This window comes from Stenotrophomonas maltophilia, from assembly GCF_023518235.1.
GTDB lineage: Bacteria > Pseudomonadota > Gammaproteobacteria > Xanthomonadales > Xanthomonadaceae > Stenotrophomonas.
Map to the genome: position 1 here is coordinate 290798 of NZ_CP090423.1, position 18808 is coordinate 309605.

An 18808-nucleotide genomic window follows, 5' to 3' on the forward strand; every position below is an offset into this window, starting at 1 on the left:
CCGCTACCAGACAACGGAACCCGAATGGCAGAAACCGCCAAGGAAATCATCCAGGTCAACCTGGAAGACGAGATGCGCAAGAGCTACCTCGATTACGCCATGAGCGTGATCGTGGGCCGCGCGCTCCCGGATGCGCGCGACGGCCTCAAGCCGGTGCATCGCCGCGTGCTGTTTGCGATGAATGAACTCAACGCGCACAGCAACAAGCCCTACTTCAAGTCGGCGCGTATCGTCGGTGACGTCATCGGTAAGTACCACCCGCATGGCGATCAGTCGGTGTACGACACGCTGGTGCGCCTGGCACAGCCGTTCTCGCTGCGCTACATGCTGGTCGATGGCCAGGGTAACTTCGGTTCGATCGACGGCGACTCGGCGGCAGCGATGCGATACACCGAAGCGCGCATGTCGCGCCTCGCGCATGAGTTGATGGCCGACATCGACAAGGAAACCGTCGATTTCCAACCCAACTACGATGAAAAGGAACTGGAGCCGACGGTCATGCCGACCCGGTTCCCGAACCTGCTGGTCAATGGTTCGGCCGGTATCGCGGTGGGCATGGCGACCAACATCCCGCCGCACAACCTGAGCGAATCGATCAACGCCTGCATCGCGCTGATCGACAACCCGGACATCGATGTCGATGGCCTGATGGAGTACATCCCGGGCCCGGATTTCCCGACCGCCGGCATCATCAACGGCACCGCCGGCATCGTCGCCGGCTACCGCACCGGCCGTGGCCGCGTGCGCATCCGTGCCAAGGCCGATATCGAAGTGGCCGACAACGGCCGCGAATCGATCATCGTCACTGAAATTCCTTACCAGGTGAACAAGGCGCGTCTGATCGAAAAGATCGCCGAGCTGGTCAAGGAAAAGAAGATCGAAGGCATCAGCGAGCTGCGCGATGAGTCCGACAAGGACGGCATGCGCATCTACATCGAGATCAAGCGCGGTGAATCTGCCGAGGTTGTGCTGAACAACCTGTACCAGCAGACGCAGATGGAATCGGTGTTCGGCATCAACATGGTGGCGCTGGTCGATGGCCGCCCGCAGTTGATGAACCTCAAGCAGATGCTGGAGGCGTTCGTACGCCACCGCCGCGAAGTGGTCACCCGCCGCACCGTGTTCGAGCTGCGCAAGGCGCGCGCCCGTGCCCACGTGCTGGAAGGCCTGACTGTCGCGCTGGCCAACATCGACGAGATGATCGAACTCATCAAGACCTCGCCGAACCCGAACGAAGCCCGCGAGCGCATGCTGGCACGCGTGTGGGAGCCGGGCCTGGTCGGTGCGATGCTGGGCGCCGCCGGTGCCGAAGCGTCGCGTCCGGAAGATCTGCCCAAGGGCGTGGGCCTGATCGAGGGCGGCTACCAGCTGACCGAGATCCAGGCCACCCAGATCCTGGAAATGCGCCTGCACCGCCTGACCGGGCTGGAGCAGGACCGCCTGACCGACGAGTACAAGCAGCTGCTGGAAGTGATCGCCGGGCTGATCCACATCCTGGAAGATCCCGACCGCCTGCTGCAGGTGATCCGCGAAGAGCTGGTCAGCGTCAAGGCCGAGTTCGGCGACGAGCGTCGTACCGAGATCCGCCACAGCGAAGAAGACCTGGACATCCTCGACCTGATCGCGCCGGAAGACGTGGTGGTCACCGTGTCGCACGCCGGCTACGTCAAGCGCCAGCCGGTGAGCGTGTACCGCGCGCAGCGCCGCGGTGGCCGTGGCCGCAGTGCGGCGGCGACCAAGGAAGAGGATTTCATCGAACAGCTGTGGCTGGTCAACACGCATGACACGCTGCTGACCTTCACCAGTTCGGGCAAGGTGTTCTGGCTGCCGGTCTACCAGCTGCCGGAAGCGGGTTCCAACGCCCGTGGCCGCCCGATCATCAACTGGATCCCGCTGGAACCGGGCGAACGCGTGCAGGCCGTGCTGCCGGTGCGCGAGTACGCCGATGGCCAGTTCGTGTTCTTCGCTACGAAGAACGGTACGGTGAAGAAGACCCCGCTGGGCGAGTTCGCCTTCCGTCTGGCCCGCGGCAAGATCGCGATCAACCTCGACGAGGGCGATGCGCTGGTCGGCGTCGGCCTGACCGACGGTGAGCGCGACATCCTGCTGTTCGCCTCCAACGGCAAGACCGTGCGCTTCGGCGAGGACAAGGTCCGCTCGATGGGCCGTACCGCCACCGGCGTGCGCGGCATCAAGATGCCGGCCGGCGAGGAAGTGGTCAGCTTGATCGTGGCCGAAAGTGCCGGTGGCATCGAGGACGAGAACGAGGACGACAACGGTGTCGAGGAAGCCGCTGCCAATGGCGATGCGGTGATCGACGGCGCCGACGACGCCAGCGTTCAGTACATCCTGACCGCCACCGAGAACGGCTACGGCAAGCGCACCCCGCTGCCGGATTACCCGCGCAAGGGCCGTGGCACGCAGGGCGTGATCGGCATCCAGACCACCGAGCGCAACGGCAAGCTGGTGGCCGCGGTGCTGATGGGCTCCAGCGACGAGGTCCTGCTGATCTCCGACGGCGGCACCCTGGTGCGTACCCGCGGCTCGGAAATCAGCCGCGTCGGCCGCAACACCCAGGGCGTCACCCTGATCCGCCTGTCCAAGGACGAGAAGCTGCAGGCGGTGGAGCGCATGGATGCCTCGATCGACGAGGACGAGGACGAGGTGGTTGCCGCCGCCCCGGCCGAAGCCCCCGCGCCGGGCGAGGACGCGCCGCAGGCGTAAGCCCGCCTCGCCACGCCACCTCAACAACGCCGGCCTCGTGCCGGCGTTGTTGTATCCGGCGCTCACCGCACGCGCACTTCACAGCGACGGTGGGATAACAGGCCATGCTGCCCCGGAGATCGACGATGTCCGCCACGCCGCAGTCCGCCACGCCGCAGTCCGCCGCCCCCGTTGTATCCCGCCATCCGCTGGTGACCGTGCTGTCGCTGCTGCTGGTCGTGCTTGGCCTGGTCATCGGCGGCCTCGGCGCGTGGCTGCTCTGCCTGGGAGGTTCGGCGTACTACACCATCGCCGGCGCCGGACTGCTGGCCAGCGGTATTCTGCTGTTCGGCAACCGGCGCAGTGGCGCGTCGCTGTACGCGCTGGTGTTCATCGGAACGCTGCTGTGGACCGGGTGGGAATCGGGCAGCGACTACTGGCGATGGGTGCCGCGGCTGGGTCTGGTGACCGCACTGGGCATCGTGCTGGCGCTGCTGGCGCCGACCCTGCGTACGCCGGTTTCCAGGCGGCTCTCGCGTGCGGTGGCCGCTGTGCTGCTGCTGGTGTTCGTGGCCGCCTTCGGTCTGGCGTTTGCGCCGAAGGGTGAGGTGGATGGGCATCAGCCGTTCCCGGAAGGCGCGGTCAGCGCCGGCCTGGAACCGACCCGTGACACCACCGGGCTGCAGCCGGCCGACCAGCCTGCCGACGGCGACTGGCCAGCCTGGGGCCGCAGCAACGCCGCCACCCGTTACTCGCCGCTGCAGCAGATCACGCCGGCCAACGTCGGCACGCTGCAGCTGGCCTGGCAGTTCCGAACCGGTGATCTGCCGAAGAAGCGCTGGGGCGCGGAAACCACGCCGCTGAAGATTGGCGACCGCATGTACCTGTGCACCGCGCGCAACCGCCTGATCGCCCTCGATGCCGGCAGCGGCAAGGAGCTGTGGCGGTTCGATCCGAAGGTCAGGGACGCTTCGATTCCCTATACCGCCGCCTGCCGTGGCGTGAGCTACTACGAACAACCCAGCACGCCGACCATCGCCGATACGGTGCTGGCCGACGTGGCCGCCGATCTGGCGCTGCCCGAGCCACCGCCCACCGTCACCCGCAATGCCGCACCCGGCAGCCATCCGGCCTGCTGGGCGCGCATCATCGAGGGCACCCTGGACGGCCGCATCATCGCGGTGGATGCGGACAGCGGCCGCCCCTGCGCCAGCTTCGGCAACAACGGCCAGGTCGACATCACCCTGGGCATGGGCGAGGTGCCGCCGGGCTATGTGTCGATCACCTCGCCGCCGGCCATCGTGCGCGGGGTGATCGTCACCGGCCACCAGGTGCTCGATGGCCAGCGCCGGGATGCGCCGTCGGGGGTGATCCAGGCCTACGACGCGATCAGCGGCAAGCTGCGCTGGGCCTGGGACATGGACCAGCCCGAGCGCAACGGCCTGCCGCCACGCGAACAGACCTACACGCGCGGTACGCCCAACATGTGGACCACCGCCACCGGTGATGAGGCATTGGGCCTGGTCTATCTGCCGCTGGGCAATGCCGCCGGCGATTACTGGAGCGGCTCGCGCAGCGAAGCGCAGAACCGTTATTCCACCTCGCTGGTGGCCCTCGATGTGGCCACCGGCAAACCGGTCTGGCATTTCCAGGCCGTGCGCAAGGATGTATGGGATTACGACCTGGGTTCGCAGGCCAGCCTGATCGATTACCCGACCGCGGCCGGCAATGTGCCGGCGATCCTGCTGCCGACCAAGCAGGGCGACCTGTACATCCTTGATCGCCGCAACGGTCAGCTGCTCAGCGCCGCCGAAGAGCGCAAGGTTCCAGTTGGCGGTGTCGAACCGCAACAGCGTTCGCCCACCCAGCTGTTCTCGCTGTACCACACGCTACGGCGCGAGCATGACCTGACCGAGCGCGACATGTGGGGACTGACCCCGATCGACCAGCTGGTCTGCCGCATCCAGTTCCGCAAGGCCTACTACGAAGGCTTCTACACGCCGCCGAGCAGCGACCGCCATTCCATCGAGTATCCCGGCTACAACGGTGGTTCGGACTGGGGCAGCGTCTCCATCGATACGCGGCGTGGCGTGATCGTGGCCAACTACAACGACATGCCCAACTACAACCGGCTGGTACCGCGTGCGGAGGCCGACCGGCGGGGCTGGCTGCCGCGCGAGAAGATCCGCGCCGACAAGGGCGGTGGCGAGGGCGCCGGTGATCCGCAGGTGGGCACGCCGTATGCCATCCAGGTCAACGCCGGCTGGCGGGTGCCGTTCACCGGCCTGCTGTGCAAGCAACCACCCTATGGCGGCATCCGCGCCATCGACCTGCGTACCGGCAAGCTGCTGTGGGATCGCCCGTTCGGCAGTGCACGCGGCAATGGGCCGTTCGGCATCCGCTCCGGCCTGCCGATCGAAATCGGTACGCCGAACAATGGCGGTTCGGTGATCACCGCCAGCGGCCTGATCTTCATCGCCGCCGCCACCGATGATCTGCTGCGCGCGATTGATCTGAAGACCGGCAAGGAGCTGTGGCACGCCAAGCTGCCGGCCGGTGGCCAGGCCAACCCGATGGTGTACGAACAGGGCGGCCGCCAGTATGTGGTGATCATGGCCGGCGGACACCATTTCATGGAAACCCCGAAGGGCGATTACGTGATGGCATTTGCGTTGCCGGCAGGGCAGAAATAGAGGCGGCCATCGGCCGCCCCCATTGCATGGCGTCGGATCACACCGTCACCACCACCTTGCCGATCTGCTCGTTCGATTCCAGATAGCGGTGTGCTTCCTGGATCTGCGCGAACGGGAACACCTTTGCGATCATCGGCACCAGCATGCCCTTGTCCAGTCCGTCGACGATGAAGGCCTTGGCCCGCGCCAGCGCGGCATCATCAGCGACGATTTCCGAGTACAGGTAGCCCTTCAGCGTGAGTGATTTGCCCAGCACGTTGAACAACGGGAACGGCGTCGGTTCGCTGCTCAGCGCGCCGTACTCCAGCAGGATGCCGCCGCGCGCCATTGCATCGGTCAGTGCATTGAACTGCGGGCCGCCGATCGGATCGAACACCACGCGGGCACCGACGCCGTCGGTGATGCGCGCCACTTCGGCAGCCAGGTCCCTATCCTGGGTGGCGATGACATGGGCGGCGCCGGCGTCGAGCAGGGCCTGGCGCTTGCCTGCGCCGCGGGTCACCGCAATCGGCGTGGCACCTACGGCGTTGGCGATCTGGATGGCGGCCAGGCCGACGCTGCTGCTGGCCGCGGTGATGATGACGAAATCCCCGGCGGTCAGATGCGCCTGCTCCAGCAGCGCGCCCCAGGCGGTGACGTACTGCATCCACACGGCGGCCGCGGTTTCAAAATCCAGTGCCTGCGGATGCTTGACCACCAGCCGCGCCGGCACATTGGCCAGCTCGCCGTAGGTGCCCCAGCGGGCGATATCCAGAGGTGGCACCACACTGACCGCATCGCCAACGGCGAAGCCGTTCACTGCACTGCCGAGCGCTTCGACCACGCCGGCCGCTTCGTAGCCCAGGCGGCTGGGGAACTGTGCCTGCTGCAGATAAGCGCCGTTGCGGAACATCACCTCGGCGCGGTTCAGGCCGATCGCCTTGACCCGGATCTGCACCTCGTCGGCGGCGGGGGCGGGAACGTCGACCTCGTCGATGCGCAGCACATCGGCATTGCCATATTCGTGGATGCGGACAACCTGACTCATGGGGGCTCCTGGGAAGGGCCGGCGCGCGGGCCGGCGGGGGCGTGGCGGCCACTATGCGCGTGGTCTGCATCCAGAATAAGGGGTAATCTGGCGTTTCATTGGAAAACATCCGTTTGCAATGGACCTGATCGTTCCGCTCCGGACCTTCGCCAAGGTGGCCGAGGTCGGCTCGTTCGCCGCTGCCGCCGACGCGCTGGACCTGTCGCCGCAGCTGGTCGGCAAGCACATCCAGGCGCTGGAGCAGCACCTGGGCGTTCGCCTGCTCAACCGCACTACGCGAAAGCAGAGCCTGACCGACTTCGGCCAGGCCTATCTGGCGCGGGCGCGGGTGATCCTGGAGGAAGTGGAGGGCGCCGAACAGCTGGCCGAAGTGGCGCGCGGGCGGCCGATGGGGCGCCTGCGCATCAGCGCGCCGGTCACCTTCGGCGTGCATGCGCTGGGCCCGGCGGTGGTGGCCTACATGCAGGCCTACCCAGACGTGCAGGTTGATCTGAATCTGTCCAACAGCCTGGTCAACATCGTCGAAGACGGCTACGACCTGGTGTTCCGCACCGGTGATCTGGCCGACAGCGGACTGGTGGCGAGGCGGCTGGGTCCGTATCCGCTGGTGCTGTGTGCGGCACCGGGGTATCTGGCCTCGCGTCCACCCATCACCCACCCGAGCGACCTGAGCCGGCACGAATGCCTGGGCTTCGCGCATTCGATCATCCGCACCCGCTGGAGCTTCCTCGATGCCGACGGCGGTGTGCTGACCGTGCCGGTGTCCAGCCGCTTCATGGTCAACCAGGCCGAGCCGTTGCTGACCGCTGCGGTGGGTGGGTTGGGGCTGATCCTGCAGCCGCACGAGATGCTGGCCGCCGCACTCGCGCGCGGTGAACTGGTGGAAGTGCTGCCCGGCTTCGTGCCGGTGTCGACCTCGATCAACCTGGTGTACCCGCGCGATCGCCAGCTGACGCCCAAGCTGCGCAGCTTCCTGGATTTCTGCGTGGCGCGGTTCAATGAGCAGAGCATGGCGCGGCGATAGCGCAGGCATCAGGTAGCATTCCGGCGCCCCTCTGCGAAGAATCGCCCCGTGACGTCCATTCCGCCATTCCATCCTGCCCTCGGCGTGCTGCTGCTGGCGTCGTTGTCCGGCAGCCACGCGCCTGCGCAGGTGCAGGCCGAGTGGGAGGCACGTGGGCGTGCCGATGGATTGGCGCGACCGGACACCCCATGCCAGGATTTCCTGCAGGCGATGGGGCGGAAGCCGGCAGGGCTGGAATACCTGGGCTGCAGTCAGGACGACGTGTCCTACATCAAGCCCATGCAGGCCCACTACCGCGTTGCCGGCGCACGCGCCGAGCAGGTCGAAGCGTATCTGCATGAGACGTTCGGAATGCCGATGTTGCGTTACACCTGCTGTGGCTGGAGCAATGGCGGGCCCTACAGCTGGCGCGAAGGTGCAGACACGGTGAGGTACCGGATCGGGATGGGCGTGGAGTCGCTGCCGCATCCGCGCAGCGAGTGGCGCCGCATCGAAGCATTCAACGTCACGGTGGAGGTGCTGCGGCAGAGTCCGTAGCGTGGATGCGGCAGGCGCATGCTTGCTCTAGGATGCGTGCAGGGATTCCTGCAAAGGAACTGCGATGAAGGCTGTTGGACGTCTGCTGCTGTGCGCTGCGCTGGCTTGTCCGCTTCTGACGGCCGCGCCGGTATTTCCTGCGATTGGCGCAACCACCTCCGAACCTGCACATCCGCATGCGCAGGACGCCATCGATGACTGGCTTGCGGCTTTCAACGCAGGCAGCCTCGATGCGTTGCATGCTTTCGCCGACAAGTATGCGAAGAAGGAAGGCAGTGGCCCCGGGGACTATCTCGAGTTCCGCGGGAGTACCGGCCCGCTGCGCGTGCTGGAAACGCGCGAGGGCGCGCCTGGTCACGCGAAGCTGCTGGTGATGGGCCAGCTGAACGAGCGTGCGATGTGGGTGACGGCGGAGATGGACGCGGACCATCCAGCACACCTGAAGCTGTTCCAGATCGAAGGCACCGGAATACCGGACAAGTACAAGCCGGAGCGCGTTGCGTTGCCGGCCCTGATGGCTGACGCCAGGACGAAGCTGGACGCGCTGCGCGCACAGGACGCGCTGTCGGGAGCGCTGCTGGTGGCGCGCAACGGCCAGGTGCTGCTGGATTGGCGGGGCGGCCAGGCGGATCGCGAAGGCGGTATTCCGGTGCGGGCGGATACGCGCTTCCGGCTGGCGTCGTCCAACAAGATGTTCACCTCGGTGGCCATCCTGCAGCTGGTGCAGGCCGGCAAGCTGGGGCTTGACGATACGATCGGCAAGCACCTGCCGGACTACCCGAACAAGGCCGTCGCCGCTGAGGTGACCGTCCGCCAGTTGTTGACCCACACCAGTGGCCTTGGCGACTTTTTCGGCGATGACTTCGAACAGTACTCGGCCTCGCTGAAGACGCTGGACGACTACGTGCAGCGCTTCGCCAAGGATGCACCGCAGTTCACGCCCGGCAGCCAGGACAGCTACTCCAACTATGGCTTCATCGTGCTTGGGCGCCTCATCGAGACCGTTTCAGGACAGTCGTACCATGCCTATGTGGAGCAGCACATCCTGCGACCGGCTGGCATGACCGGCACCGGCTTCGAACCGGAAACGGTGAAGGTGCCACAGCGTGCCGTCGCCTACACGAAGAAGGACGGGCAATGGGTGCGTGAAACGAAGTCGCTGCCATGGCGAGGCATGTCCGCCGGCGGTGGTTACAGCACGGCCACCGACATGCTGAAGTTCGCCGAGGCATTGCGCGGCGGGAAGCTGGTCCCGCCGGCACTGCTGCAGCAGGCCACCACGGCGCAGAATCACAAGCGCTGGTATGGCTTTGGCTTCGTGGTGCAGGGCGAGGGCAGGGAACACCAGTACGGCCATGAAGGCGGTGCGCCGGGATCGAACAGTGCCATCGTGGTGCTGCCCGCGCAGGGCTATGTGATCGTCGGTCTGGCCAATGTCGATCCGGATGCGATCGGCAATGTGGTCAACTACATCGCGCGGCGGTTGCCGTTGCAGTGAACGTGAGGCAATGGATGTAGAGTCGACCGTTGGTCGACTCTCGCGCGAAGCGCGGGCGCTTCGATCCCTTCGCGGACGGCAGTCGACTAACAGTCGACTCTACCCAGTGGACGTCACCCGGTCGACGTCATCCGATCGGGGGCCGGTATCCGCACCATCTTCGTCATCAGGTGCTCCACCACACCCGCCGGATCGGCGGTTCGGCCTACGTGCGTGCTCGACATCTGCACGATCGAACTGCGCTTGGCGGTGAGGAAGTGGAAACGTGCACGCGCCGGCAGCTGCGCGATCGGCCCAGCGCCGGCATCGCCGCGGCAGATCGCCACGATCGCATCCAGCCACGGCTGCAGCGCCTCCTGGTCCAGCGTTGGCGCGAACGCGTGCAGGCGTGCGGGATCAATCTCGATGGCCGCTTCCAGGTGCCGTGCACCGGGGCAGGACACGATCACCCCGACGTTGATGAATTCTTCGCGTTCCACCCGCGGTACCACGCGGATGACCGCATAGTCATACGTGTGCAGCGTGGGCACGGATGGCCTCCTGCACGAACACCGCACGCACTTTCAGGCGATGCTTGAGATAGTCGATGTAGCCTTGCCGATAGGCCTGCGGGCTGTCGAAGGCCGGCTCGTTCACCAGCCAGCTGTCGGGCACCAGGTCGACGATGCGCTCGATCTCGGCATCGGTCAGGCGTGCAGCCAGTTCGGTATCCACCTCGGCGATGCGGCTGGCGAATGACAGCAGTACATGGTCACGGATCAGCACGAACGGTTTCTCGCAGGCATCGCCGGCATTGGCCCAGTCGTGGTGGAAGTACATCGCCGCACCGTGGTCGATCAGGTACAGCTGGCGGTGCCACACCATCAGATTGGGATTGCGCGTGGTGCGATCGACATTGCTGGTGAATGCATCGAACCAGACGATACGCGACGCCAGGTCAGAGTCCACCGGCATCGCGGCCGGGTCGTAGTTGATCGCGCCGGGCAGGTAATCCAGTCCCAGGTTCAGGCCCTCGCTGGCACGGATCAGCTCCTGGATCTCCGGATCCGGCTCGGTGCGGGCGAACTCGCGGTCCAGTTCGACAAACAGGATCTCCGGAATCGGCAGGCCCAGCGTGCGCGCCATCTCGCCGGCAATCAGCTCGGCGATCAGCGCCTTCGGGCCCTGGCCGGCACCGCGGAACTTCAGTACGGCCATGCCGTCGTCGTCGGTCTCGACCACGGCGGGCAGGGAGCCGCCTTCCCGCAGCGGGGTAATGTAACGGAGGGCATGTACGGTGCGCATGGGCGCATTCTAGCGTGGCGCCCGGGCCGTCGCGCCGGGGCCGAGCAGGGCCCATGCTTAACGAACAGGTAGCGCGCGAAACATCGTGTAGCGGCCGCCTGCAATCTTCACTTCTTCGTTCCGGGCCGGGTGGCAGCATTCGTCTCAACGGAGCAACACGCCCGCGTGTGACCTTCAGCAGGAGGCCGTCATGCCGCTAAAGTGCAGCTGTCATGCTTCACCCTGTATGCAACGCAACGCATGGTGTTGACCTTGACCTGACACGGTCACGCCCCCGGCACGGATGGCCGTTTCCCCGCAGTTTCAGATACTTTTCACACATCGCGACCCCGGCATGGCCCGGCCGGTCCTGCGATCCACGCACTTGCGCCCCGAGATGGACCCCTGCGTCGCCGTCGGCATTGGCAACGCGGGAGAGTGCCGAATCCACGATGTCCCCACAGGCTTTGGAGGTGCACCGATGAGCGACCCATTCACTCCCATGCTGCCGCCCCTGGACGATGCCAAGGCCGAGGAAATGATCGGCAAGGTGGTGCTGGTCGGCGTCACTCGCTATGGCGGCGACGGCCAGGTGCAGGGTCTGGAACAGTACGCCGGCACCGTGCTGCGCATCAGCGCCGATGAGGGCGTGGTGCTGGCCGACGAAGATGATGGTCATGAGCACTACCTGCCGCCCATGCTTGACCAGTACCAGCGGGCCGCGCCCGGCGAATACCGCATGCGCAACAGCGGCATGATCGTGGTCGACCCCGACTACCTGACCGCCTGGGATCTGCACGCCCAGCAGTGATGACGGCCCACGCCTGGCAGATGCCGGCCCGCTGCCGGCCTCGCCGGGTGTGTTCGACTTTGCTGCATCCGGCCACTAGCCCTTCCGGCCCATTCCCCCCACCTGCTGCGGTGCTAGATTCGGGCTCTTGCCCGTCCTCGGGCTCCATTCACACTGCAGGGGATAAGGATGCTGATCCGTCGAACCTCGCTGGCGGCGGCGGTTGCCGTTGCCACTGCCGGCCTGCTGGCCGCTGGCCCGGCGCTTGCCGATTACGCAAAGCCGCCGGAGCACCTGCTCAGGGTGCTGAAGGCACCGCCGCCGCCTGCGCCGAACGTGGCCCCGGGTGGCCAGCGCCTGCTGCTGACCACCGCGCAGACCTATCCGTCGATCAGCCGCGTCGCCCAGCCGTACCTGAAGCTGGCCGGCGTGCGCCTGGAGCCGAAGAACCGCAGCCGCCATGACACCCCAGGTGGCTACGGCATCCCGGCGTGCGTGGCCGACTTCACCCTGGTTGATATCGGCAGCGGCAAGGAAACCAAGGTCAACCTGCCGCAGGGCTGCGCCACCGGCGCGCTGTGGTCGGCCGATGGAAGCCATTTCGCCTTCCAGAATGCGGTCGATACCAGCGTGCAGCTGTGGGTGGGCGATGCCAGCACGGGGCAGGTGAAGCAGATCCCGAACGTGCAGCTGAACCCGATCTTCGGCAACACCGTGCAGTGGCTGGGCGGCAGCCAGAAGCTGCTGGTGAAGCTGGTGCCGGCCAACCAGGGCCCGGCGCCGTCCGACGGTGGCGTGCCGACCGGCCCGGATGCGCAGGAATCGCTGGGCAGCAGCGGCGAGAGCAGCACCTATGAGGCGCGCGATACGCTGACCAGCGTGCATGACGAGAAGCTGTTCGCCTACTACGGTGCCTCGCAGCTGGCCGTGGTCGATACCGCCGCCGGCAGCGTGCGTCCGGTCGGGCAGCCGGCGTTGTTCAACGACGTCAGCGCCGCGCCCGACGGCGTGCATGTGCTGACCGAATCGATAAAGGCCCCGTACTCGCATGCGGTGACCTACCAGCGCTTTGCCAACGACGTGGCCGTGCTGGACATCACCAGCGGCAAGGCCACGCCGATTGCCAGCCTGCCGCTGGCCGACCGCGTGCCGGTGCACGGCGTGCCGGAAGGCCCGCGTGGTTTCGACTGGCGCGCCACCGATCCGGCCACCCTGGTCTATGCCGAAGCGCTGGACAAGGGTGACTGGAAGGTCAGCGTGCCGCACCGCGACCGCGTGCTGATGCTGAAGGCACCGTTCAACGGCAAGCCGGTGGAAATCGCCCGCACCGCGCAGCGCTTCGAAGGCTACGCATGGACTGCCGATCCGGCGGTGGCGTTCCAGTACGAGAATGACGAGAACCGCCACTGGGTGCAGACCCGCATCGTCGATGTGGACCAGCCGAAGAAGGAAGGCCGCCTGCTGTGGGACATGTCCAGTGATGAGCTGTACGGCGACCCCGGCAACCTGGTCTTCACCCGCCTGCCCACCGGTGCACAGGTCGTGCGCCAGGACGGCAATCATGTATTCCTCAGCGGGCGCGGCGCCTCGCCGCAGGGTGACCGCCCGTTCCTGGACCGCCTGGATCTGGGCTCGCTGAAGAGCGAACGCCTGTTCCGCAGCAGCGCCGATGCCTACGAGCAGTTCCTCGGCTTCAGCAACACGCCGGGCCGTTACCTGACCTGGCACCAGTCGGTGATCGATCCGCCCAATGCCTTCATCCGCCAGCAGGGTGATGCTGTGGCTGATGCGAAGGCCGGCGAGGCCCAGTTCGCGTCCAGTGCTACTGCGCTGACCAAGCTGGCCGACCCGACCCCGGAAGTGCGCCAGATCAAGAAGCAGCTGGTGACCTACAAGCGTGCCGACGGCGTGGACCTGTCGTTCACCCTGTACACGCCGCCGGGCTACAAGGAAGGCCAGCGCGTGCCGGCAATCCTGTACGCGTACCCGGCCGACTTCGCCAACGCGGCACAGGCGGGGCAGGTGTCCGGTTCGCAGCAGACCTTCACCCGTCTGCAGCCGTACCGCCTGATGCTGCTGGCCGGCTACGCGATCATCGACAACGCCTCCTTCCCGATCGTGGGCGACCCGAAGAACGCCTACGACACCTACCTGGAGCAGCTGGAAGCCGACGCCAAGGCGGCGGTGGACAAGGCGGTGGAGATGGGCGTGGTCGACCGCAACCGCATCGGCGTGACCGGTCACAGCCATGGCGGCCTGATGACCGCCAACCTGATCGCGCACACCAACCTGTTCAAGGCCGGCGTGGCAACCAGTGGCTCGTACAACAAGACCTTCACCCCGTTCGGCTTCCAGAACGAACGTCGTTCGGTGTGGCAGGCGCAGGACGTGTACCTGAAGGCGTCGCCGTTCTTCTATGCCGACAAGATCAAGCTGCCGCTGCTGCTGGTCCACGGCGAGGACGATGCCAACCCGGGCACCGAGCCGTTCCAGTCGCGCAAGTTGTACCAGGCTATTCGCGGTAACGGCGGCACCACCCGCCTGGTGATGCTGCCCAACGAGCCGCACTGGTACACCGCGCTGGAATCGAACGAGCAGCTTGTGGCGGAAATGTTGAACTGGTTCGACACCTACGTGAAGAACGCCAAGTAGCGTCGAGCTTGCTCTACAAGAACGCCAGGTAGCGTCGAGCTTGCTCGACGGCGCAGCACAGGGCCGCCTGCGGGCGGCCCTGTGCTGTCAGCCCCACGGCAGGGATGGGGTGTAGCCGGCGCAGTGGGAGCGTTGGTCAGGTGCACATCACGCGGTCTTGACATCCGCGGGAGGCCCATCCGATGATCGGGCCGGGGAAAACGCATTCAGGGATGACATGCACCAGGGGACGGTAGCCAGTCCGGGCGTCGCACGCGAGCGCGTGCTTCACGCCCAGCCGGATCTGGCATTGCGGGGGTTGGTACTGCTTGCGCAGTTCCATGGCATCGCTGCGGATGCGGAACAGCTTGCGCATGCGCATGGGCGCAACGGCGAAGCTTTTGACGAGACGGCCCTGCTGCTGGCCGCCAGCCGGCTTGGCCTCAAGGCGAGGATCTCTGCAACGCCGCTGCGGCGCCTTTCCCGGGTCACGCTGCCGGCGCTGGCGTTGGCAGGCGCACACCCTTTCATCATTGCACGGGTCGACGCCGGTCAGGTACTCATCCACGACCTGGCCGAAAAGCGGCCGCGAACACTCACGCTGGACGAACTGGCGCAGCGCTATGCAGGGCGCCTGCTGCAGGTGACCTCGCGTGCCTCGGTGCTGGGCGAACTGGCAAAGTTCGATTTCAGCTGGTTCATCCCTGCGGTGATCAAGTACCGGCGCCTGCTGGTGGAAGTGCTGATCGTCTCGTTCTTCATCCAGATGTTTGCTCTTGTTACACCCCTGTTCTACCAGGTGGTGATGGACAAGGTGCTGGTGCACCGCGGGCTCACCACGCTGGATGTGATTGCCATCGGCCTGGTGTCGATGGCGGTGTTCGACGTGGTGTTGTCAGGCCTGCGCACCTACGTCTTCTCACACACCAGCAGCAAGATCGATGTCGAACTCGGCGCGCGTCTGTTCCGGCACGTGCTGGCGCTTCCGCTGGCGTACTTCGAATCGCGACGGGTGGGCGACACCATCGCCCGCGTGCGGGAACTGGAGAACATCCGCAGCTTCCTCACCGGGCAGGCGTTGACCTCAGTGCTGGACCTGTTCTTCACGGTTGTCTTCCTTGCCGTGATGTTCCATTACAGCGGCTGGCTTACGCTGATCGTGGCATTGTCGCTGCCGCTGTACGCGCTCATTTCGGCGCTGGTGACACCTGTGCTTCGCAGGCGTCTGAATGACAAGTTCCAGCGAGGCGCGGACAACCAGGCCTTCCTGGTGGAGACCGTCAGCGGGATCGGAACGGTCAAGGCCATGGCAGTGGACCCGAGGGTGACCCGCACCTGGGACAGCCAGCTGGCCGGGTATGTCAGTGCAGGCTTCAACGTCACCAAGATCGCCACACTCGGCCAACAGAGCGTACAGCTGGTGCAGAAGTTGGTGGCCGTTGCGATCCTGTTCTGGGGTGCGAAGCTGGTCATCGATGGCAAGTTGACTCTGGGTCAGCTGATTGCCTTCAACATGCTGTCCGGCCAGGTGGCAGCGCCCATCATCCGTCTGGCGCAGTTGTGGCAGGACTTCCAGCAGGTCGGGATCTCGGTCGAACGGCTGGGCGATATCCTCAATACGCGCACCGAGCTGCCGGGAAGCCGGATGGCATTGCCGCCAATCCAGGGCCGGATCACGTTCGAGCGCGTTGGGTTCCGTTATCGTCCCGACGCCGCCGCCGTGCTCAATGACATCGAGCTGGATGTTCGACCGGGCGAGGTGATCGGCATCGTCGGCCGCTCAGGTTCGGGCAAGAGCACGCTGACCAAGCTGGTGCAGCGCCTCTATTCGCCTGAGCATGGCAGGGTACTGATCGATGGCCACGATCTGGCACTGGCTGATCCGGCGTGGTTGCGTCGTCAGCTCGGCGTAGTCCTGCAGGAGAATTTCCTGTTCAACCGCTCGGTGCGCGAGAACATCGCGCTGGGCGAACCCGGCATGCCGCTGGAACGGGTGATCCAGGCCGCCATGCTTGCCGGCGCGCATGAGTTCATCGTCGAGCTGCCCGAGGGCTATGACACCAAGGTGGGTGAACACGGTGCAGGACTCTCCGGTGGCCAACGCCAGCGCATCGCCATCGCCCGGGCGCTGATCACCGATCCGCGCATCCTGATCTTCGACGAGGCAACCAGTGCACTGGACTACGAGTCCGAGCATGCGGTGATGTCCAACATGCGCGCGATATGCAAGGGCCGCACGGTGCTTATCATCGCGCACAGGCTGTCTACGGTGCGCCATGCGAACCGCATCGTGGTGGTGGAGAAGGGGCGGATCGTCGAGGCCGGCGCTCATGAGGAACTGATGCGCCTGCCCGATGGTTTCTATGCCCACCTGCAGCGGTTGCAGGCGGGGGCCGCATGAAGCATCGATTCCAGGCCGCAGGCGATTTTCTGGGTCGATACGCAAGGGTGGCGAGTGCGGCGTGGAAGGCCCGTGCGCAGATGGAATCGCCGCAGCGAACAGCCGATGAGCGCGATTTCCTGCCTGCCCACCTGGAGCTGATCGAGACGCCGGTTTCGCCAACGTCGCGCTGGAGCATGCGGATCATCATCGCGTTGTTCTGCGTGGCACTGCTTTGGGCATGCATCGGCCAGCTCGACATCGTAGCGGTGGCGCCCGGCAAGACCGTCGTCAACTCGCGTACCAAGGTGGTGCAGCCAGCCGAGACCGCTGTGGTCCGCCGCATCCTGGTGCGCGACGGGCAGGCGGTCAAAGCCGGTGAGCTGCTGATCGAGCTGGAGGGGGCGGGCGCCGGGGCAGAGCTCGCCCAGGCCGGCGAAGCCTTGACCAACGCCCGGCTGGCGGCACTGAGACTGGATGCTCTGCTGGTGGCCTTCGACACGGGCAGCCAGCCGCAGTTGCCATTGGACAGCGGCCTTCCCGCGCAGCGGCTGGCGGACGAGCAGGTGCTCGTGCGCAGTCAGTTCGACGCTTTCCGGGCACGGCGCAATGGCCTGCAGGCCGGCATCCAGCAGCGCCAGGCAGAGCTTCACACCACCGAGGGCTTGATTCAGCCGTTGAGTGATTCGGCGCAGATCGCGCGCACCCGCGCGGCGGACTATGCTCGCCTGGTGGAAGGCAACTACGTTGGGCGCCACGACTATCTGTTGCGCGAACAGGAACGCATCGCCGCCGAGCGCGACCTGGCCACGCAGCGCAATCGGGTGCAGGAGCTGCGCTCGGCGCTGCTGGCGGCACGGGAAGAACTGCGCGTGCTGCTCACCGACACCCGGCAACAGGCCCTTGATGAACTGCGCAAGGCACAGGAGCAGATCGGGCAGATGGGGCCGGAAGTGGCCAAGACCGGTCAGCGCAATCGACAGATGACGTTGCGCGCGCCGGTGGACGGGACCGTGCAGCAGCTGGCCGTGCACACCGTGGGCGGCGTGGTGACGCCGGCACAACCGCTGCTGGTGGTGGTGCCCAGTGGCGATGGCATGGAAGTGGAAGCGACGCTGCTCAACAAGGACATCGGCTTCGTGCGGCCGGGCCAGGCGGTCACGATCAAGATCGACAGTTTCCCCTACACCCGCTATGGCTATCTCACCGGTACCGTCGTGAGCGTCTCCCATGATGCCGCACAGGATGAGCAGCTGGGCCTGGTGTTTCCGGCACGGATCCGCCTGGACCGTCCCGAGCTGGACATCGGCGGCGTCAAGGTGAGGATGAGTGCTGGCATGAGCTTGTCCGCAGAGATCAAGACGGGGCGACGACGGGTCATCGACTATCTGCTCAGCCCTCTGCAGCAGCACGCGCAGGAGGCGCTGCGTGAACGCTGAGGCCGATCCAGCGGCGGCTGGCAGATGGTTGGCGAGCGTGTGCCGGCTGCGGTTCGACGTGATGCTGTGGTTGTCGTTGTCATTCGTGCTGGTGGGATGCGGGTCCGACAGGAAAGGACCAGAAGCTGCACGACTGCAGGGGCGCATCGGTGGTGTCGCGCTGGAGGTGCCCAGGCAGGATGTGTGGATATGGGAGACGGATCGGGACGCGCAGGCCGAGCCCGCGTCCACCTGCGGCGCGACATTGCGCAGTGTTTCCATCCAGCTGCGTTGGCCGGAGATGGCGCCGCGCAATGCGCGGACCCGACAGGACTACGACCGGCATGACTCGGTGGGGAACGGCGATTCGAACTGGATCGACATCGGCCTGAACCAGGCCGGCGAGGGCGAGAACATCACGCTGCAGCAGATACGGGACTGGGGACTGTATCGCCTGCACCATCAGGAACTGCCCGCCGTGGTCACATTCGATTTCGGTCGTGACGCAGCGCTTGGACTGGAGATGGCCCGACCGGCGCTGTCGGAGCGCCGAAGCTTCAACTGGAACCGGATCACCTATACCGACAGCCTGGACCCAGCACGCGCACCCACTGTCCTGATCCGCTGCATGACCGGGCCGCAATACGCACCTCCGCAGTGGACGCCCCTGTGCGAGGCCTCGCTTGAGCAGCCTGGGCTGCGGAATGTACGCACCACCATTGTTTACCGTCAGAACCTGCTGCCGCATTGGCGGGAGATCCAGGCCGATGTCCAGGCCTATCTGCAACGCATCAGGTCCCATTGCCCTACACACCGGAACGTGAAGGAGATTGAACGTGGTTGA

General features: G+C 65.8%; 13 protein-coding genes. 10 read left to right on the top strand and 3 right to left on the bottom strand.

The window, feature by feature from the left end; genetic code table 11:
• Positions 1–24: 24 nt before the first annotated feature.
• Positions 25–2724 (top strand): DNA gyrase subunit A, encoded by a 2700-nt coding sequence (gyrA, locus tag LZ605_RS01525; protein WP_249843575.1) that lies wholly within the window; start codon positions 25–27, stop codon positions 2722–2724.
• Positions 2725–2849: 125 nt separating this feature from the next.
• Positions 2850–5396: a membrane-bound PQQ-dependent dehydrogenase, glucose/quinate/shikimate family gene (locus LZ605_RS01530; protein WP_249843576.1), complete on the top strand. Its 2547-nt coding sequence runs from the start codon at positions 2850–2852 to the stop codon at positions 5394–5396.
• A 37-nt stretch (positions 5397–5433) separates the two neighbouring features.
• Here the strand turns inward: LZ605_RS01530 and LZ605_RS01535 are convergent, their stop codons facing one another.
• Entirely contained in the window at positions 5434–6423 is a 990-nt protein-coding gene (locus LZ605_RS01535) for a zinc-dependent alcohol dehydrogenase family protein (protein ID WP_249843577.1), read from the bottom strand.
• 118 nt (positions 6424–6541) lie between these two features.
• Here LZ605_RS01535 and LZ605_RS01540 point away from each other — a divergent pair, with 118 nt between their 5' ends.
• The 3 genes from LZ605_RS01540 (at position 6542) to LZ605_RS01550 (ending at position 9482) form a co-directional block, all read left to right on the top strand.
• Positions 6542–7447, top strand: coding sequence for a LysR substrate-binding domain-containing protein (locus LZ605_RS01540; RefSeq protein ID WP_249843578.1), 906 nt, complete (start codon positions 6542–6544; stop codon positions 7445–7447).
• Between the two features lie 48 nt (positions 7448–7495).
• Positions 7496–7984 carry a DUF4952 domain-containing protein gene (locus tag LZ605_RS01545; RefSeq protein WP_249843579.1) on the top strand — a complete coding sequence of 163 codons (489 nt, stop codon included), beginning with the start codon at positions 7496–7498 and terminating at the stop codon, positions 7982–7984.
• 64 nt (positions 7985–8048) lie between these two features.
• The gene (locus LZ605_RS01550; protein WP_249843580.1) at positions 8049–9482 is read left to right on the top strand and encodes a serine hydrolase domain-containing protein; all 1434 of its coding nucleotides are present in this window, start codon (positions 8049–8051) and stop codon (positions 9480–9482) included.
• A gap of 113 nt (positions 9483–9595) precedes the next feature.
• On the opposite strand, the gene LZ605_RS01555 is transcribed toward LZ605_RS01550, so the two are convergent.
• A complete protein-coding gene (locus LZ605_RS01555) occupies positions 9596–10012 on the bottom strand; it encodes a DUF3037 domain-containing protein (RefSeq protein WP_249843581.1) in 417 nt (138 codons plus the stop codon).
• Positions 9990–10766 carry a HipA family kinase gene (locus tag LZ605_RS01560; RefSeq protein ID WP_249843582.1) on the bottom strand — a complete coding sequence of 259 codons (777 nt, stop codon included), beginning with the start codon at positions 10764–10766 and terminating at the stop codon, positions 9990–9992. Before LZ605_RS01560 ends, LZ605_RS01555 begins: the two co-directional genes overlap by 23 nt.
• Positions 10767–11226: 460 nt before the next feature.
• On the opposite strand from LZ605_RS01560, the gene LZ605_RS01565 reads away from it, so the two are divergent.
• From LZ605_RS01565 to LZ605_RS01585, 5 genes are all read left to right on the top strand, one after another.
• Complete coding sequence (locus tag LZ605_RS01565; protein WP_249843583.1) at positions 11227–11556, top strand: hypothetical protein; 330 nt, start codon at positions 11227–11229, stop codon at positions 11554–11556.
• A 168-nt stretch (positions 11557–11724) separates the two neighbouring features.
• Positions 11725–14187, top strand: a complete 2463-nt coding sequence (locus tag LZ605_RS01570) for a S9 family peptidase (RefSeq protein WP_249843584.1) — start codon at positions 11725–11727, stop codon at positions 14185–14187.
• 217 nt (positions 14188–14404) lie between these two features.
• Positions 14405–16567 carry a type I secretion system permease/ATPase gene (locus LZ605_RS01575; protein ID WP_249843585.1) on the top strand — a complete coding sequence of 721 codons (2163 nt, stop codon included), beginning with the start codon at positions 14405–14407 and terminating at the stop codon, positions 16565–16567.
• Complete coding sequence (locus tag LZ605_RS01580; protein ID WP_249843586.1) at positions 16564–17985, top strand: HlyD family type I secretion periplasmic adaptor subunit; 1422 nt, start codon at positions 16564–16566, stop codon at positions 17983–17985. The genes LZ605_RS01575 and LZ605_RS01580 overlap by 4 nt, the downstream gene beginning before the upstream one ends.
• Positions 17975–18808, top strand: coding sequence for a hypothetical protein (locus LZ605_RS01585; RefSeq protein ID WP_249843587.1), 834 nt, complete (start codon positions 17975–17977; stop codon positions 18806–18808). The genes LZ605_RS01580 and LZ605_RS01585 overlap by 11 nt, the downstream gene beginning before the upstream one ends.

Bases quoted from the DNA above. Each gene is read 5' to 3' on its own strand.
- LZ605_RS01565 (WP_249843583.1), top strand. From the start codon at position 11,227: ATGAGCGACCCATTCACTCCCATGCTGCCGCCCCTGGACGATGCCAAG.
- LZ605_RS01580 (WP_249843586.1), top strand. From the start codon at position 16,564: ATGAAGCATCGATTCCAGGCCGCAGGCGATTTTCTGGGTCGATACGCA.
- LZ605_RS01530 (WP_249843576.1), top strand. From the start codon at position 2,850: ATGTCCGCCACGCCGCAGTCCGCCACGCCGCAGTCCGCCGCCCCCGTT.
- LZ605_RS01570 (WP_249843584.1), top strand. From the start codon at position 11,725: ATGCTGATCCGTCGAACCTCGCTGGCGGCGGCGGTTGCCGTTGCCACT.
- LZ605_RS01535 (WP_249843577.1), bottom strand. From the start codon at position 6,423: ATGAGTCAGGTTGTCCGCATCCACGAATATGGCAATGCCGATGTGCTG.
- LZ605_RS01550 (WP_249843580.1), top strand. From the start codon at position 8,049: ATGAAGGCTGTTGGACGTCTGCTGCTGTGCGCTGCGCTGGCTTGTCCG.
- LZ605_RS01560 (WP_249843582.1), bottom strand. From the start codon at position 10,766: ATGCGCACCGTACATGCCCTCCGTTACATTACCCCGCTGCGGGAAGGC.
- LZ605_RS01575 (WP_249843585.1), top strand. From the start codon at position 14,405: ATGCACCAGGGGACGGTAGCCAGTCCGGGCGTCGCACGCGAGCGCGTG.
- gyrA (WP_249843575.1), top strand. From the start codon at position 25: ATGGCAGAAACCGCCAAGGAAATCATCCAGGTCAACCTGGAAGACGAG.
- LZ605_RS01540 (WP_249843578.1), top strand. From the start codon at position 6,542: ATGGACCTGATCGTTCCGCTCCGGACCTTCGCCAAGGTGGCCGAGGTC.